Raw genomic sequence first — 15,376 nt, 5'->3', positions numbered from 1 at the left:
CGGTGCGGCGGGTGAGCCGACCGTTGTTCCCGGCCACCATCACGCCGGCGCTCCCACCAGATGCTTGAGCACCGAGGTGAAGAAGCCGAGGCCGTCCAGGGAGGGGCCGGTGAGCGCCTCCACCGCGTGCTCGGGGTGCGGCATGATGCCGACGACGTTGCCGGCCTCGTTGGTGATCGCCGCGATGTCGCGCTGCGATCCGTTGGGGTTGCCGCCGACGTAGCGGGCGACGACGCGGCCCTCGCCCTCCAGCCGATCGAGCGTCGCGGGGTCGGCGACGTAGCAGCCCTCGCCGTTCTTGACCGGGATGAGCACCTCCTGGCCCGGCTGGAACGCGTTCGTCCAGGCGGTGCCGGTGCTCTCGATCCGCAGGACCTGGTCCCGGTTGCGGAAGTGCAGGTGCTGGTTGCGGGTGAGCGCGCCGGGCAGCAGGTGCGCCTCGCAGAGGATCTGGAAGCCGTTGCAGATGCCGAGGACCGGCAGGCCACCGCGCGCGGCCTGGACGATCGTCTCCATCACCGGGGCGAACCGGGCGATGGCGCCGCAGCGCAGGTAGTCGCCGTAGGAGAAGCCGCCGGGCAGGACGACCGCGTCCACCCCGTGCAGGTCCGGGTCGCCGTGCCAGAGCCGGACCGCCTCGGCGCCGGCGATCCGTACGGCCCGGGCCGCGTCCCCGTCGTCGAGGGAGCCGGGGAAGGTGACCACACCGACCCGGGCGGTCACGACTGCGCGCCCGCGGTCTCGTCGGCGGTGACCACGCGGACGGTGAAGTCCTCGATGACCGGGTTGGCCAGCAGCTTGTCGGCGATCTCCCGGGCCCGGTCCAGGTCCGGTTCGCCGGTGAACTCGATCTCGATCCGCCTGCCGATCCGAACCGAGGCGACGTCACTGACGCCGAGGCGGGGCAGCGCGTTTGCGACGGCCTGGCCCTGCGGATCGAGGATCTCGGGCTTGAGCATGACGTCGACTACGACGCGAGGCACTGGGCACTCCTGACTGTGTACGCAGTTGGGTGCCGGCCCAACAATCGGGCGAGCGCAGCCAGCCTACCTGGCAGATACCGCCCGGCCCGCACCGGCCGGGGGCAGTTCCGGCACCGATCGGCCCCACCGGCGGGACCGGACGGGCACCGTTGCCCGTTCGTTGCGGCGTCGATGCGAATTCGTTGCGCTCCGCGCTTGTGGACGCCCCTCGGCACCACCTCCTACCAGGCATTCTGCCGTGAAACACCCCACCTTGGACCGGTATCCGACAGCACACCCGGGCGGTACGCGGCGCGCGTCACGCCATCGGCGCGATTCGATCCGCACCTTGTGACAGAGGGTGTCGCGGTCGTAGCATGCATCGTCAGATGTCGATGAGTTAGATCGATGTCCCTCGCCGGCCCACCCCAAGCCGGCGGGTGTCACCCCCTGCCCGGCAACCCCCGGGCGTCCGCGCAGAAGGAGCTCCGACATGCGCCTCCGTCCCCTGCTCGCCGTGCTGACCACCGCGCTGGCCGGCGTCCTGGTCGCCGCCTCCGGCGCCACCGCCGCGCCAGCCGGCCCCCAGCCGATCATCGGCGGCGGCACCGTCTCGTCCGCGCCGTGGGCCGCCGCCGTCTTCAGCAACGGCTCGTTCACCTGCTCCGGCAGCGTCATCGCACCCCAGTGGGTGCTAACCGCCCGGCACTGTGTCAGTGGCACCATGTCCGTCCGGGTCGGCAGCGTCTACCGCGCCTCGGGCGGCGTGACCCGCACCGTGAGCGCCTCGTACACCCGCTACGACCTGGCCCTGCTGCGCCTGTCCAGCACGGTTAGCACCTCCGCCGTGTCGCTGGCCACCAGCAACCCGCCGGTCGGCTCCACGAACACCATCTACGGCTGGGGCATGACCTGCTACAGCGGGTGCAGCGCTTCGTCGCAGCTCAAGACCGCCAGCGTACGGGTGACCAGCACCAGCGTCACCGACGCGTACGGCGGCCAGGCGATCCGGAGCACCCGGGTCAACGGCAACGCGTGGCGGGGGGACTCGGGCGGCCCGCAGTTCTACAACGGCCGGCAGGTCGGTGTCGCCTCCACCGCCGACGGCCAGAGCATCCAGAACTACGGCAGTGTTGCGTACAACCGGTCCTGGATCACCTCGACGGCCGGTGTCTGACGGTTGATGCCGATGCGGCGCGGATCGGCCGGGTGTGGCCCGGCCGTCCGCGCCGCGCCGTTTTTCAGCATCCGATCAGCTGAACACCGCTCGCGAACCACCCGGCCGGGGACTGACAGCATCGGAAGCGTGCTGGTCGTGACGACGGATCAACTGCCCGGCTACGAGATCCGCCAGATCCTCGGCGAAGTGGTCTCCTCGATGGCGAGGACCCGAAACCCGTACCGCGAGGGGGTCAAGAACCTGCGCGGTGGCGCCTACGACCCGTTGGCGCCGGACAACCTGACGCGGTGGCGTACCGACTCGGTGGCCCGCCTCGGCGAGGAGGCGCGCCGCCTGGGCGCGAACGCGGTGATCGGCATGCGCTTCGACAGCCGGGACTGCGGCGAGATGTGGATGGAGATCTGCGCGTACGGCACCGCAGTGATCGTCGCGCCGAAGATGCCTGATGTCATGCCGCCGGACCAGCCGGCGATCGCGGCCGAGACCGCCCACGACCCGGAGATCGCCTCCGCCCCGGGCGGCATCGCCGAACCGGCCAGCGCCCCCAACCTGAGTTCCGCGGCCGAGACCCCCACCGGCCCCTGACCGGCCCGTTCAACGGTCGATCATGAGGTTGACGGCAGGAACGATCTCCCTGAGTGCCGCCAACCTCATGATCGACCAGGTAAAAGGTCAGAGGATGGGGGGCGGGGAGTAGGTGGCGGCCTGGGGGTGGGTTTCCACGACCTTGGTGATTCTGGCGGTTACGCGGGTGACCTGGTCCGTGGCGGCGCCTACGAAGGCGTTGCGGTCCGCGACCAGGGTGTCGATCTCGGCCCGGGTGAGGCCCAGCCGGCCGTCGGCGGCCAAGCGGTCGAACAGGTCGTTCTCGGCCGCGCCCTTCTCCCGCATGGCGAGCGCCACGGCGACCGCGTGCTCCTTGATCACCTCGTGCGCGACCTCCCGGCCGACACCCCGGCGCACGGCGGCCACGAGGATCTTCGTGGTGGCGAGGAACGGCAGGAAGCGCTCCAGCTCCCGGTTGATCACCGCCGGGTACGGGCCGAACTCGTCCAGCACGGTGAGGAACGTCTGGAACAGCCCGTCGGCGGCGAAGAACGCGTCGGGCAGCGCGACCCGGCGCACCACCGAGCAGGAGACGTCACCCTCGTTCCACTGGTCACCGGCCAGCTCGCCGACCATCGACAGGTAACCCCGGATGATCACCGCGAAGCCGTTCACCCGCTCCGACGAGCGCGTGTTCATCTTGTGCGGCATCGCGCTGGAACCGACCTGGCCCGGCTTGAAGCCCTCGGTGACCAGTTCCTGGCCCACCATGAGCCGGATCGTGGTCGCCAGCGAGGACGGCGCGGCGGCCACCTGGGCCAACGCGGCGACGACCGCCATGTCGATCGAACGCGGGTAGACCTGGCCGACGCTGTCCAGCACCCGGCTGAACCCCAGATGCTCGGCCACTCGGCGCTCCAGTTCGGCCACCTTGCCGGCGTCGCCGTCGAACAGGTCGAGCTGGTCGGCGGCGGTGCCCACCGGACCCTTGATCCCGCGCAGCGGGAACCAGCCGATCAGGTCCTCCAGCCGCTCGTACGCGATGAGCAGCTCCTCGGCCGCCGACGCGAAGCGCTTGCCCAGTGTGGTGGCCTGCGCGGCGACGTTGTGCGACCGGCCGGTCATCACCAGCGCCGAGTACTCGCCCGCGTGCCAGCCCAGCCGGGCCAGCGTGGCGACCACCCGGTCCCGGATCAGCTCCAGCGAGGCCCGGATCTGGAGCTGCTCGACGTTCTCGGTGAGGTCGCGGGAGGTCATCCCCTTGTGCACGTGCTCGTGCCCGGCGAGCGCGCTGAACTCCTCGATCCGGGCCTTCACGTCGTGCCGGGTGACCCGCTCCCGCGCCGCGATCGAGGCCAGGTCGACCTGGTCGACCACCCGCTCGTACGCCTCCACGACCCCGTCCGGCACCGGCACGCCGAGGTCACGCTGGGCCTTGAGCACCGCAAGCCAGAGCCGGCGCTCCATCCGGACCTTCTCCTCCGGCGACCAGAGGGCGACCAGTTCGGGCGAGGCGTACCGGTTGGCGAGCACGTTCGGGATCGTCGTCACGTACCTCAGTCTTTCACGACGCCCGGGCCGGCCCCGGCGACGCCGGTACCCGGTCCGGCCTGTGGGCGGGCCGGACCGGGACACGCCGTCAGCCCAGCCGGATCTCCGGGTCGAGCGCGACCGCGGCCATCTCCTCGACTGTCATCAGGTGCCGGTCGGTGGACGAGACCGTCTGCACCGACACGTTGGTGCCGTCGGCCCGCTCGACGGTCACGCTACGCAGGACCGTGCGCTTGGTCACCGACCCGACCAGGTTCCTGCCCTCCGTGTCGTGCGCCACCACGAGCTCACCTGCGGGGCCGGTGAAGGACCGGCACGTGACCTGGCCGGGGGTGCAGTCGCCCGGGCTCGTGTGGCCGGGGCGCATCCTGCCCACGTTGATGGTCAGATACGACCGGACCTCGCCCCTAGCGGCGATACCCACCGCGAACCAGCCGGTCATGGACTCCCACTGGAACGGCTTCACCGTCCACGGCGGCGTGTCGGTGACCGGGCCGTCCCAGGTCTCGCGGTCGGCGGTCGAACCGCCCTGCACCCACCGCAGGTCCGGCGCCTCCCGGTGGAACGCGGTCAGGATCGCCGCTTGCAGGCGCTCCGGCTCGGATCGGGCGGAGGCGGAGGCCGACGCGACCGGGAGGGTGGGCGCCGGGCCGCCGGACGCACCCGGCTGCACGACCACGCCGACGCCGAGCGCCAGCGCCAGCACCGCTGTCGCCGAGGCGTACGCGCCCACCCGACGCCGGCGACGCCGGCCCTCCCGCGCCACCAGTGCGTCCACGTCCACCGCCGTCGGCGGCGCGTCCCCGATCGCCTCGTCGAAGATCTGCCGGTACGTCATCGCTGCCTCCCGCTCTCCACTGCCGAATGGTGCGAGGCGAGCAGCCGCAACGTCTCCAGCGCGCGGGCGGCCTGACTTTTCACGGTGCCGGTGCTGACGCCCAGGATCTGCGCGGTCTCCTCGACGGACAGGTCGCAGTAGAACCGGAGCACCACCACCGCCCGTCGCCGCGGCGCGAGCCGGCCCAGCATGTCCAGCAGCATCTCCCGCTCACCGACCGACGGCTCCCCGGCCGCCAGGTCCGCCCGGTCCGGCACCTCGTCGGTGCTGTGCTCCCGCCGCCACGGGCGGCGCCGCTCGTCCAGCCAAGCGTTGGTGAGCATCCCCCGGACGTACGCGTCGATGTTGTTCGCGCCGAGCGCCCGCCGCCAGTTGCGGTAGAGCTTGCCCAGCGTGATCGACACCAGGTCGTCCGCCGTGTGCCAGTCCCGGCAGAGCAGGTACGCCGTGCGGCGCAGCGGCTCCAGCCGGGCGGTCACGTAGTCGCGGAACTCCTCGTCACGCCCGGTCACGGGGCGCCGCTTCTCGTTCGCCTCATGCCCAGGGGACGGAACGGGCCGGCAGGCGGGTTGCCGGCCCGGCGAAAAAGGGACCGCCCGGTGTGAGCCGGGCGGTCGGTGTCGTCAGCGCTCCAGGATCGCTGTCACGCCCTGCCCGCCTGCCGCACAGATGGAGATCAGACCGCGCCCGCTCCCCTTCTGATCCAGCAGCTTGGCGAGCGTGGCGACGATCCGGCCGCCGGTGGCGGCGAACGGGTGCCCGGCCGCCAGCGACGAGCCGTTGACGTTGAGCTTGTCCCTGTCGATCGAGCCGAGCGGGGCGTCCAGGCCGAGGCGCTCCTTGCAGAACTCCGGCGACTCCCAGGCGGCGAGCGTGGCCAGCACCTGCGAGGCGAACGCCTCGTGGACCTCGTAGAAGTCGAAGTCCTGGAGGCTCAGCCCGGCGCGGGCCAGCATCCGGGGCACGGCGTACGCGGGGGCCATCAGCAGGCCCTCGTCGCCGTGCACGAAGTCGACGGCGGCGGCCTCGGACCAGGAGAACCAGGCCAGCACCGGCAGGTTGTGCGCCTTGGCCCACTCCTCGGAGGCGAGCAGCACCGTCGACGCGCCGTCGGTGAGCGGCGAGGAGTTGCCGGCGGTCATGGTGGCCCGCTCGGCGTCCGCGCCGGAGGCGCCGAAGACCGGCTTGAGCGAGCCGAGCTTCTCCAGGCTGGTGTCCGGCCGCAGGTTCTGGTCGCGGGTCAGCCCCAGGTAGGGGGTCATCAGGTCGTCGAAGAACCCCTTGTCGTACGCGGCGGCGAGCCGCTGGTGCGAACGCAGCGCCAGTTCGTCCTGCGCGGTCCGGTCGACGTTCCAGCGCAGCGCGGTGCGGGCCGCGTGCTCACCCATGGACAGCCCGGTACGCGGCTCGGCGTTGCGCGGGATGTCCGGCTTGAACGGCTGGTGCGGGCGCAGCTTCGCCGCGATCTTGAGCCGTTCGCCGAGCGTACGGGCGGAGTTGAGCTGGAGCAGCGTGCGCCGCATGTCCTCGTTGACGGCGAGCGGTGCGTCCGAGGTGGTGTCGACGCCACCGGCGATGCCGACCTCGATCTGCCCGAGGGCGATCTTGTTGGCGACCAGGATGGCCGCTTCCAGCCCGGTGCCGCAGGCCTGCTGGATGTCGTACGCGGGGGTGTGCGGGTCGAGCCGGGAGCCGAGCACCACCTCACGGGTGAGGTTGAAGTCGCGGGAGTGCTTGAGCACCGCGCCGGCCACCACCTCGCCGACCCGCTCGCCGGCCAGCCCGAACCGGGCGACCAGCCCGTCGAGCGCCGCACCGAGCATGTCCGCGTTCGACGCGTGCGCGTAGCGCGAGTTGGACCGGGCGAAGGGGATGCGGTTGCCCCCGATGACCGCGACCCGCCGGACACTCTGCACGATCGGCCTCCCTCGAAACTGTTGCCCGAACCCTACTCGCCAGTAGGCTACGCCTATGACCGACAGGTACGCGAGCTTCGTCCAGACGGGGGCCGGTCGCGCGCTGGTCAAGCGCCTCGGGCTGCCCGACCCGCCCCGACTGCGCCGACACACGCCGGGTGACCCGCTCGTTCCCGGGCCGGTCCTGCTCGGCTCCTCGGCCGGTGGCCGGATCGCCGAGCCGGCCGGGAAGATCCTGACCGCCGCCGGGGTCGAGCTGGCCGATCCGGTCGCCGCCCACGACGCCGACCGCCGCTTCGCGGCCCTGGTGTACGACGCCAGCGGCATCACCGACTCCGCCGGGCTGCGCCAGCTCTACGACTTCTTCCACCCGCAGGCCCGTTCGCTGCTGCCGAGCGGCCGGGTGATCGTGCTGGGCACGCCGCCGGCCGAGTGCGGCTCCCCCCGGGAGGCTACCGCCCAGCGTGCGCTGGAGGGCCTGACCCGCAGCATCGGCAAGGAGTTCGGCCGGGGCGTGACCGCCCAGCTGGTCTACGTGACACGCGAGGGTGACGCCGGCACCCCGGTGAGCCTGGAGTCCACGCTCCGGTTCCTGCTCTCCGGCCGGTCCGCGTACGTCTCGGGCCAGGTGATCCGGGTCGGCGCCGGCACCGCCGTCGCGCCGGCCGACTGGGACCGGCCGCTCGACGGGCAGGTGGTGCTGGTGACCGGCGCGGCCCGGGGCATCGGCGCGGCGCTGGCGAAGGTGCTGGCGCGCGACGGTGCCCAGGTGGTGGCGCTGGACATCCCGGCGGCCGGGGACGAGCTGGCCGCCGTCGCCAACGACATCGGCGGCAGCGCGGTGCAGCTCGACCTGACCGCGCCGGATGCGCCGACCCGGCTGGCGGAGCACCTGGCGTCCCGGCACGGGCGGGTCGACGTGGTGGTGCACAACGCGGGCATCACCCGGGACAAGACGCTGGGCCGGATGGACGCCGACCGGTGGGACTCGGTGATCGACGTGAACCTGTCCAGCCAGGAGCGCATCAACGACGTGCTGCTGGAACGCGACCTGATCCCGGCCGGCGGCCGGATCGTGTCGGTCTCGTCGATCGCCGGGATCGCCGGCAACCGGGGGCAGACCAACTACGCGACCAGCAAGGCCGGCGTGATCGGCCTGGTCGACTCGCTCTCCCCGGTGCTGCGCGAGCGCGGGATCAGCCTGAACGCCGTGGCGCCGGGCTTCATCGAGACCCGACTGACCGCGCGTATCCCGCTGACCATCCGCGAGGCGGGACGCCGGATGAACAGCATGGCCCAGGGCGGCCTGCCGGTGGACGTGGCCGAGACGATCGGGTGGCTCTCCTGGCCGGCGAGCGGCGCGGTCAGCGGCAACGTGGTCCGGGTCTGCGGCCAGAGCCTCCTGGGGGCGTGATGCCGAAGGACCACGAGGACGACGACCTGACCCTGCACGACCTGATCGAGGGCCCCACCCGCGACCTCACGGCAGCCCGGGCCGCCGCCCTCGCCCAGTCCCGCACCCGCCCGGCCTCCGTCGATCATGAAGTTGACGGTACGTCTGGAGATCCACAAGGCAGCCAACCTCATGATCGACGGGGTGAGGGAGTGGCGGGGCGGCGGCGGATGGAGTTGGACGGGCTGCCTGCGAGTTCGGCGTTGTATCGGCGGGCGCTACTCGGGGTGGTGCCTGGGGTTGGGGGGCGGCGCGGGGCGGACGTGCCGGCGGTCGAACTGGCCGTCTCGGGAGTCGCCGTGGATCAGCGGCACCTGGCGGACTACGACCGGGTGTGCGGGTTCCGGCTGACCGACCGGCTGCCGGCCACGTACCTGCACGTGCTCGGGTTTCCGCTGTCGCTGCGGCTGATGACGAGCCCCGGCTTCCCGATCCCGCTCACCGGCGTGGTGCACGTCGCCAACCGGATCACCGTGCACCGTCCGGTCGAGGCCGGCGAGAGCGTCGACTTCCACACGTACGCGGAGAACCTGCGCCCGCACGAGCGGGGCCGCCAGCTCGACGTGGTGCTGGTCGGAACGATCGGCGGCGAGGAGGTGTGGCGCGGCGTGTCCACGTACCTCGGGAAGGAGCGCGCGTCCGGCGGCGGTCCGCGGCGCGACAGGGGTGACCGCCCCGCGCCGCCCGCCGCCTCGGCCCGATGGCGGGTGACGCCCCGGGTCGGTACGGACTACGCCCGCGTCTCCGGCGACCACAACCCGATCCACACGTCCAAGCTGGGCGCGCGGCTGTTCGGCTTCCCGCGCCCGATCGCGCACGGCATGTGGAGCAAGGCCCGCTGCCTGGCCGCGCTGGAGCCCCGGCTACCAGAGGCGTACACGGTGGACGTGTCGTTCAAGCTGCCGGTGCCGTTGCCGTCGACTGTGGCGTTCAGCGCCTCGGCGACCGGTGCGGGCTGGGACTTCGCGCTGCACAGCGCCCGGGACGGAAGGCCGCATCTGGTCGGTTCGGTGCGCTGAGCGAAAGAGGGGACTTGCCGTCCCCTCTTTTCGACGCTAAGTTGTTCTCAGATTGAGTTGTTCTCAACCTGAGAGAGTTGGTAACAGTGAACGAGCAGGAGTTCCTCGCCGGATACGACCCCCGGGACTATCCGGCGGTCGCGGTCACCGTCGACGTGGTCGCCCTGACCATCCGCGAGGGCGCGCTGCACCTGCTCCTGATCCGCCGGGGCGCGCCGCCCTACGCGGGGCACTGGGCCCTGCCCGGCGGCTTCGTCCAGCCGGACGAGGACCTGTCCGCCGGTGCCCGGCGCGAACTGGCCGAGGAGACCGGCCTCGGCGGCGAGCGGCTACGCCGGGTGCACCTGGAACAGCTCGGCAGCTACGGCGCCCCGGACCGCGACCCGCGCATGCGGGTGGTCTCGGTCGCGCACCTGGCGTTCGCCCCCGACCTGCCCGACCCGGTCGCCGACACCGACGCCGACGAGGCGATCTGGCTGCCGGTCACCGCGCTCACCAGCCGGCAACTCGCCTTCGACCACGGCCGGATCATCGACGACGGGCTGGAGCGCGCCCGCTCCAAGCTGGAGTACACGCCGCTCGCCACCCGGTTCCTCGCCCCCGAGTTCACGATCACCGAGCTGCGCGAGGTCTACGAGACGGTCTGGGGCCACCCCCTGCACGCCGGCAACTTCCACCGCAAGGTGCTCTCCGTGCCCGGCTTCGTGGAGAGCACCGGCGCCAGCACCGAACGCGGCGGCGCGCGCGGCGGCCCCCGGGCCAAGCTCTACCGCGCCGGAGACGCCCGGCTGCTGCACCCGGCGCTGCTGCGCCCCGCCCGGGAGGAGACGGTGCGGTGAGGACCGACGAGGCGATCCGGCTGGTCACGGCCGCGCGTACCGACGCCGACCTGTTCGGCACGCAGGAGCCGGCCCGCCGCTACCGCGAGCTGGTCGGCGCGCTGCACCCCGACCGGCTGGGCGCGGCCGACCCGGGCGTACGCGCCGCCGCGGCCGAAGCGCTCGTCACCGTCACCACCCGGTGGCGCACTCCCGCCCCCGCGTACACCGGCGACGTCGCCACCCTGCACGAACGAAAGGAAGGGCCCCCTGTTAACGCCTCCGGTAGAGGAAGGGCCCCTTCTTATCACCTGGCCAAGGTGGCCCGGCACCCCGGCGACAACGACCTGATGGCCCGCGAGGCGCGCGCGTTACGCCGGATCGCCGAGCGCGGCGACCCCAAGCACCTCGCGTACGTGCCCCGGCTCGTCGACTCCTACCCGGCGCGCGACCCGTCCACAGGCGTGCAACGGCAGGTCAACGAGCTGGTGACCGTACCCGGGCTGCGCAGCCTGGACGACGTACGCCGCGCGTACCCGGACGGGCTGGACCCGCGCGACGCGGCCTGGATGTGGCGGCGGCTGCTCGTGGCGCTCGGCCTGGCCCACCGGGCCGGCGTCGTGCACGGCGCGGTGCTGCCCCGGCACGTGCTGATCGAGCCGGACGCGCACGGCCTGGTCCTCGTCGACTGGTGCTTCTCGGCCGAGCCGGGCGGGCTCGTGCCGGCGCTGGTGCCCGGCCACGAGGACTGGTACCCGCCGGAGGTCGCCGCGAAGCGGCAGTGCGGGCCGGGCACCGACATCGCGCTCGCCGCCCGCTGCATGACCTGGCTGATGGGCGACCGCGCGCCGCGCGAGCTGCGCGCCTTCGCCGACGGCTGCCAGGGCACCGCGCTCGCCACCCGGCCCGACGACGCCTGGCGGCTGCTGCGCGAACTCGACGAGGTGCTGCACCGGCTGTACGGGCCGCGCACCTTCCGACCCTTCACCCTCAACCCGTAGGGAGGCTGCCATGGGCAGTGGAATCTGGTCCACCGACGTGTACGACGCCGCCGACCGTTACCGGCGCCGCACCGGCAAGAGCGCGTTCTCGTACAGCGACAGCGGCGCCCGCAAGGTGCACCCGGCGCTCGATCCGCGCGACGCGCTGCGGGAGAGCCGCGACTCCGCCGAGCACCCCCAGTCGACGCCGATCGCCGTGCTGTTCGACGTCACCGGCTCGATGGGACACGTGCCCCGGGTGCTGCAGAGCAAGCTGCCGCAGCTGCTCGGCCTGCTGCTGCGCCAGGGGTACGCGACGGACCCGCAGGTCATGTTCGGCGCGATCGGCGACGCCACCTGCGACCGGGTGCCGTTGCAGATCGGGCAGTTCGAGTCCGACAACCGGATGGACGACGACCTCGGCCGGATCGTGCTGGAGGGCGGCGGTGGCGGCCAGATGATGGAGTCGTACGAGCTGGCGCTGTACTTCATGGCCCGGCACACGGCCACCGACAGCTGGGACAAGCGCGGCCGGCGCGGCTACCTGTTCATCATCGGCGACGAACTGGCGTACCCGGCCGTGAAGACCGCTGAGGTGGCCCGGCTGATCGGCGACGACCTGCGCGAGGACATGCCGGTCCGGCAGATCGTGGACGAGGTGACCGCGCGCTGGGACACCTACTACCTGCTGCCCGCCGGCAGCCACTACGCGGGCAACCGCAAGGTGCTCGACTTCTGGCGCGGCCTGCTCGGGCAGAACGCCGTCGAACTGGACGACCTGGACGCGGTCTGCGAGACGATCGCGCTCACCGTCGGCCTGGGCGAGCAGGCCATCGACCTGGACGCCGGGCTGCGCGACCTGGACCGGGCCGGCTCCACCGCCACCCGTACCGTCTCGAAGGCCCTGGCCCGGCTCGGCTCGGGCCGGCGCGCGGTGGCGACGCTGCCGTTCAGCCCCGCCGACGGCGGAAGCGGGGTCACCCGGCTGTGAACCACGTGATGGTGGTCGACCTCGGCTACGGCGACGCCGGCAAGGGCACCGTGGTGGACCTGCTCTGCGCCACCCGGCAGGTGCACACGGTGGTCCGGTTCAACGGGGGCGCGCAGGCGGCGCACAACGTCGTCCTGCGCGACGGGAGGCACCACACGTTCGCGCAGTTCGGCGCCGGAACGTTCCGACCCGGCGTACGGACACACCTGGCGCGGCACGTCGTGGTGGACCCGCTGGCGCTGGCCGCCGAGGCCGACCACCTCGCGTCGGTCGGCGTACCAGACGCGCTCGACCGTCTGACAGTGGACGGGGAGGCGCTGCTCGCCACCCCGTACCACCGGGCCGCGAATCGCGCCCGGGAGATCGCCCGGGGAGCCGACCGGCACGGCTCCTGCGGGCTCGGGGTGGGCGAGGCTGTCGCGTACGGCCTCGCCCACCCCGACGAGGCACCCCGGGTGGCGGACTGCCGCCGCCCGGCGGTGCTGCGCCGGCGGCTGACCGCGCTGCGCGACCGGCTCACCGCCGAGCTGGGGCCGCTGGACGCGCCGCCGGTCCAGGACTGCCTGCCCGCGTACGCGGCCTTCGCGCGCCGGGTCGCGATCGTCGACCGGACCTGGCTGGCATCGGCGCTGCGCGAGGGCACCTGCGTCTTCGAGGGCGCCCAGGGGGTGCTGCTGGACGAGTGGCACGGCTTCCACCCGTACACGACGTGGAGCACCACGACGTTCGCCAACGCCGAGACGCTGCTCGCCGAGGCGGGCATGGCCGGTACCGCGCAGCGGCTCGGCGTGCTGCGGACCACCACCACGCGGCACGGTCCCGGGCCGTTGGTCACCGAGGACGCGGCGCTGCCGTTCACCGACCGCCACAACGGGACGAACCCCTGGCAGGGGCGGTTCCGGTTCGGGCACTTCGACGCGGTCGCCCACCGGTACGCGCTGGAGGTGGCCGGTGGGGTGGACGGGCTGGCGCTGACCCACCTCGACCTGGCCGGTCCGGAGCTGCGGATCTGCCGCCGGTACGAGGGCATCGACCGGCTCGTCCCCGGCCCGGCCGGTGACCTGGACCGGCAGGCGGCGCTCACGCAGCGGCTGCTGCGTGCCCGGCCGGTGCTCGGCGAGTCACCGGCCGACTGGACGGCGGCCGTCTCGGAGGCGCTGGGCGCGCCGGTGGTGCTCACGTCGCGCGGGCCGACGGCCGAGGAGAAGGAAGGGCCCCTTGTTAACGCCTTTTGCATGGGAAGGGCCCCTGCTTAACACCGCACCCCCGAGCATGGGTGCATGGGGGACGTGCTTGACCTGCTGCACCAGACGGTGACCTCACCGTGGGTGTACCTGCTGATCATCGCGGTCACCGCGGTCGACGCGTTCTTCCCGGCGGTCCCCGGCGAGACCGTGGTGATCACCGCCGGGGTCTTCGCGGCCGGCGGCGAACCGAACCTGGTGCTGGTGATCGTGACCGCCGCGGTGGGCGCGCTCGTGGGCGACCACATCTCGTACGCGATCGGGCGCGGCGGCGGCGCGCACCGGCTGGCCCGCTTCCCGGCGGACAGCAGGCGGCGGGCCAGCTCGGAGTGGGCCCGCCGGGCGGTCGACAGGCGCGGCGGGATGATCCTGACCACCGCCCGGTACGTCCCCGGCGGCCGGACCGCGGTCACGCTGACCATGGGCGCGGTCCGCTACCCGGCGCGCACGTTCCTGCTGTACGACGGCCTGGCGTGCACCACCTGGGGGGTCTACTGCGGGCTGCTCGGCTACTTCGGTGGCCTGGCGTTCGAGCACAACCCGCTGTCCGGGCTGCTCGCCGGCGTCGCCATCTCGCTGGCGGTCACCGGCCTGTTCGAGGCCGTCCGCTGGGGCCGGCGGCGGGCGCGCCGGCGGGCTGCCGCCCGGCGCGACTGTTAAAAGGGGACCCTTGTACTACCGGAGGCGTTAATAAGGGGCCCTTCCTTACCCCGCACCCGGCGGATGCCACGTCACACCACGCAGCAGTTGGCCGGCGCCCAGCCAGGCGGCGTTCATCATCCGGGTCGCAGTCTTCTCCGCGTCCGCCTCCGGATGGTCGGCCAGCCAGTCGGCGAGCGACTCGGTGGCCCCGACCAGGGCGTACGAGACGACCTCCAGGTCGGTCGCGCCGACCTCGCGCCCCTCGGCCCGCAGCGCGTGGTCGAGCATTCCGGCGACCACCTCGACCAGCCGGCCGCGCATGGCGGCGAGTTCGGTGGCGAACGGCTGGGAGCCGCGGGCCTGCCGGTAGAGCACCGCCCAGCCGTCGCGGTGTGCGCCGACGAAGCCGAAGAACGCGCGCAGCCCGCGCCAGAGCCGCTCGTCGGCGGGCAGGTCGGGGGCGGCGGCGCCGGCGATCGCCTCCATCATCCGGGTGCTCTCCCGGTGCAGGCAGGCGATGAAGAGTTCCTCCTTGGTGCCGAGGTAGGCGTAGACCATCGGCTTGGAGATGCCGGCGTCGTCGGCGATCTCGTCCATGCTGGCGGCGTGGAAGCCGCGGCGGGAGAACACCTTCACCGCCGCGTCGAGCATCTGCTGCTCGCGTACGGCCCGGGGGAGGCGCTTGAAGGTCGGCGTGCTGGACACCCTTGCGAGCATACCTACCCGTGCGTAAGGTTACGCCAGAGTAACCAAAGTGGCCCCGCCCGAGAGGTGCAATCCCCCATGACTGACTTCGACCCGGCCAACTTCGCGAACGTCGGCCCGAAGGAGTTCGCGCAGCTGGTCAAGTCCACGCCGGACGCCAAGATCAACGAGATCATGTCCGGTGAGGCGCGCGGCAAGATCCTCAGCGAGGTCTTCAACCGGATGCCCACGCTGTTCCGCGCCGACCGCGCCGGTGCCACCAACGCGGTCATCCACTGGAACATCACCGGCCGTCCGGACGGTGGCACCGACACCTACGAGATCGTCATCGAGAACGGCACCTGCACCGTCTCGGAGACCGCGACCCGTGACCCGAAGCTGAGCCTCACCATGGGCCCGGTCGAGTTCCTGAAGATCGTCTCCGGTGGCGCCAACCCGGTGATGATGTTCATGACCGGCAAGCTGAAGGCCAAGGGCGACCTGGGCCTGGCCGCCAACATCGCCAACCTGTTCGACATCCCCAAGGCCTGA

17 protein-coding genes are annotated in these 15,376 nt (G+C 72.4%); 10 read left to right on the top strand and 7 right to left on the bottom strand.

What is annotated here, in order from left to right:
- Nucleotides 1-39: 39 nt before the first annotated feature.
- Together purQ and purS are read right to left on the bottom strand one after the other, a co-directional pair.
- Nucleotides 40-723 carry a phosphoribosylformylglycinamidine synthase subunit PurQ gene (gene purQ / locus ACQP26_RS00985; protein WP_018785472.1) on the bottom strand — a complete coding sequence of 228 codons (684 nt, stop codon included), beginning with the start codon at nucleotides 721-723 and terminating at the stop codon, nucleotides 40-42.
- Nucleotides 720-983, bottom strand: coding sequence for a phosphoribosylformylglycinamidine synthase subunit PurS (gene purS / locus ACQP26_RS00980; RefSeq protein WP_013473439.1), 264 nt, complete (start codon nucleotides 981-983; stop codon nucleotides 720-722). The genes purQ and purS overlap by 4 nt, the downstream gene beginning before the upstream one ends.
- A gap of 472 nt (nucleotides 984-1,455) precedes the next feature.
- Between purS and ACQP26_RS00975 the strand changes: the two genes are divergently transcribed.
- On the top strand, nucleotides 1,456-2,139 hold the full coding sequence (locus tag ACQP26_RS00975) for a S1 family peptidase (RefSeq protein WP_269703080.1): 684 nt from the start codon (nucleotides 1,456-1,458) through the stop codon (nucleotides 2,137-2,139).
- 12 nt (nucleotides 2,140-2,151) lie between these two features.
- Nucleotides 2,152-2,727: a YbjQ family protein gene (locus ACQP26_RS00970; RefSeq protein WP_433494685.1), complete on the top strand. Its 576-nt coding sequence runs from the start codon at nucleotides 2,152-2,154 to the stop codon at nucleotides 2,725-2,727.
- Nucleotides 2,728-2,814: 87 nt separating this feature from the next.
- Here the strand turns inward: ACQP26_RS00970 and purB are convergent, their stop codons facing one another.
- The 4 genes from purB to ACQP26_RS00950 all read right to left on the bottom strand — a co-directional run bounded on the left by purB (nucleotide 2,815) and on the right by ACQP26_RS00950 (nucleotide 6,993).
- Nucleotides 2,815-4,239, bottom strand: a complete 1,425-nt coding sequence (gene purB / locus ACQP26_RS00965) for an adenylosuccinate lyase (protein WP_433494684.1) — start codon at nucleotides 4,237-4,239, stop codon at nucleotides 2,815-2,817.
- A gap of 88 nt (nucleotides 4,240-4,327) precedes the next feature.
- Nucleotides 4,328-5,077: a hypothetical protein gene (locus tag ACQP26_RS00960; protein WP_433494683.1), complete on the bottom strand. Its 750-nt coding sequence runs from the start codon at nucleotides 5,075-5,077 to the stop codon at nucleotides 4,328-4,330.
- Nucleotides 5,074-5,589: a SigE family RNA polymerase sigma factor gene (locus tag ACQP26_RS00955; RefSeq protein ID WP_433494682.1), complete on the bottom strand. Its 516-nt coding sequence runs from the start codon at nucleotides 5,587-5,589 to the stop codon at nucleotides 5,074-5,076. The genes ACQP26_RS00960 and ACQP26_RS00955 overlap by 4 nt, the downstream gene beginning before the upstream one ends.
- Before the next feature lie 111 nt (nucleotides 5,590-5,700).
- Nucleotides 5,701-6,993 (bottom strand): acetyl-CoA C-acetyltransferase, encoded by a 1,293-nt coding sequence (locus ACQP26_RS00950; RefSeq protein ID WP_433494681.1) that lies wholly within the window; start codon nucleotides 6,991-6,993, stop codon nucleotides 5,701-5,703.
- A 55-nt stretch (nucleotides 6,994-7,048) separates the two neighbouring features.
- On the opposite strand from ACQP26_RS00950, the gene ACQP26_RS00945 reads away from it, so the two are divergent.
- From ACQP26_RS00945 to ACQP26_RS00915, 7 genes are all read left to right on the top strand, one after another.
- Nucleotides 7,049-8,407 (top strand): 3-oxoacyl-ACP reductase, encoded by a 1,359-nt coding sequence (locus ACQP26_RS00945; protein WP_135242738.1) that lies wholly within the window; start codon nucleotides 7,049-7,051, stop codon nucleotides 8,405-8,407.
- Between the two features lie 209 nt (nucleotides 8,408-8,616).
- Nucleotides 8,617-9,465 carry a MaoC/PaaZ C-terminal domain-containing protein gene (locus ACQP26_RS00940; RefSeq protein ID WP_433494680.1) on the top strand — a complete coding sequence of 283 codons (849 nt, stop codon included), beginning with the start codon at nucleotides 8,617-8,619 and terminating at the stop codon, nucleotides 9,463-9,465.
- An 86-nt stretch (nucleotides 9,466-9,551) separates the two neighbouring features.
- Complete coding sequence (locus tag ACQP26_RS00935; RefSeq protein WP_121684963.1) at nucleotides 9,552-10,304, top strand: NUDIX hydrolase; 753 nt, start codon at nucleotides 9,552-9,554, stop codon at nucleotides 10,302-10,304.
- Nucleotides 10,301-11,284: a serine/threonine protein kinase gene (locus tag ACQP26_RS00930; RefSeq protein ID WP_269703096.1), complete on the top strand. Its 984-nt coding sequence runs from the start codon at nucleotides 10,301-10,303 to the stop codon at nucleotides 11,282-11,284. Before ACQP26_RS00935 ends, ACQP26_RS00930 begins: the two co-directional genes overlap by 4 nt.
- A 10-nt stretch (nucleotides 11,285-11,294) precedes the next feature.
- Entirely contained in the window at nucleotides 11,295-12,254 is a 960-nt protein-coding gene (locus tag ACQP26_RS00925) for a hypothetical protein (RefSeq protein WP_281579356.1), read from the top strand.
- Nucleotides 12,251-13,510, top strand: a complete 1,260-nt coding sequence (locus ACQP26_RS00920; RefSeq protein ID WP_433494679.1) for an adenylosuccinate synthetase — start codon at nucleotides 12,251-12,253, stop codon at nucleotides 13,508-13,510. The genes ACQP26_RS00925 and ACQP26_RS00920 overlap by 4 nt, the downstream gene beginning before the upstream one ends.
- Before the next feature lie 24 nt (nucleotides 13,511-13,534).
- Nucleotides 13,535-14,158, top strand: coding sequence for a DedA family protein (locus ACQP26_RS00915; RefSeq protein WP_433494678.1), 624 nt, complete (start codon nucleotides 13,535-13,537; stop codon nucleotides 14,156-14,158).
- Between the two features lie 45 nt (nucleotides 14,159-14,203).
- Here the strand turns inward: ACQP26_RS00915 and ACQP26_RS00910 are convergent, their stop codons facing one another.
- On the bottom strand, nucleotides 14,204-14,845 hold the full coding sequence (locus ACQP26_RS00910; protein ID WP_269703104.1) for a TetR/AcrR family transcriptional regulator: 642 nt from the start codon (nucleotides 14,843-14,845) through the stop codon (nucleotides 14,204-14,206).
- Nucleotides 14,846-14,923: 78 nt separating this feature from the next.
- Between ACQP26_RS00910 and ACQP26_RS00905 the strand changes: the two genes are divergently transcribed.
- A complete protein-coding gene (locus tag ACQP26_RS00905) occupies nucleotides 14,924-15,376 on the top strand; it encodes an SCP2 sterol-binding domain-containing protein (protein ID WP_013283405.1) in 453 nt (150 codons plus the stop codon).

Origin of the sequence: Micromonospora sp. CA-248089, from assembly GCF_050948515.1 — a bacterium.
Classification (GTDB): Bacteria; Actinomycetota; Actinomycetes; order Mycobacteriales; family Micromonosporaceae; genus Micromonospora.
This window is presented reverse-complemented; position numbering and strand designations above follow the sequence as displayed.

Coding starts and splice junctions, on each gene's coding strand:
- ACQP26_RS00975 (WP_269703080.1), top strand. CDS start 1,456: ATGCGCCTCCGTCCCCTGCTCGCCGTGCTGACCACCGCGCTGGCCGGC.
- ACQP26_RS00970 (WP_433494685.1), top strand. CDS start 2,152: ATGCGGCGCGGATCGGCCGGGTGTGGCCCGGCCGTCCGCGCCGCGCCG.
- ACQP26_RS00960 (WP_433494683.1), bottom strand. CDS start 5,077: ATGACGTACCGGCAGATCTTCGACGAGGCGATCGGGGACGCGCCGCCG.
- ACQP26_RS00945 (WP_135242738.1), top strand. CDS start 7,049: ATGACCGACAGGTACGCGAGCTTCGTCCAGACGGGGGCCGGTCGCGCG.
- ACQP26_RS00940 (WP_433494680.1), top strand. CDS start 8,617: ATGGAGTTGGACGGGCTGCCTGCGAGTTCGGCGTTGTATCGGCGGGCG.
- ACQP26_RS00925 (WP_281579356.1), top strand. CDS start 11,295: ATGGGCAGTGGAATCTGGTCCACCGACGTGTACGACGCCGCCGACCGT.
- ACQP26_RS00915 (WP_433494678.1), top strand. CDS start 13,535: ATGGGGGACGTGCTTGACCTGCTGCACCAGACGGTGACCTCACCGTGG.
- ACQP26_RS00905 (WP_013283405.1), top strand. CDS start 14,924: ATGACTGACTTCGACCCGGCCAACTTCGCGAACGTCGGCCCGAAGGAG.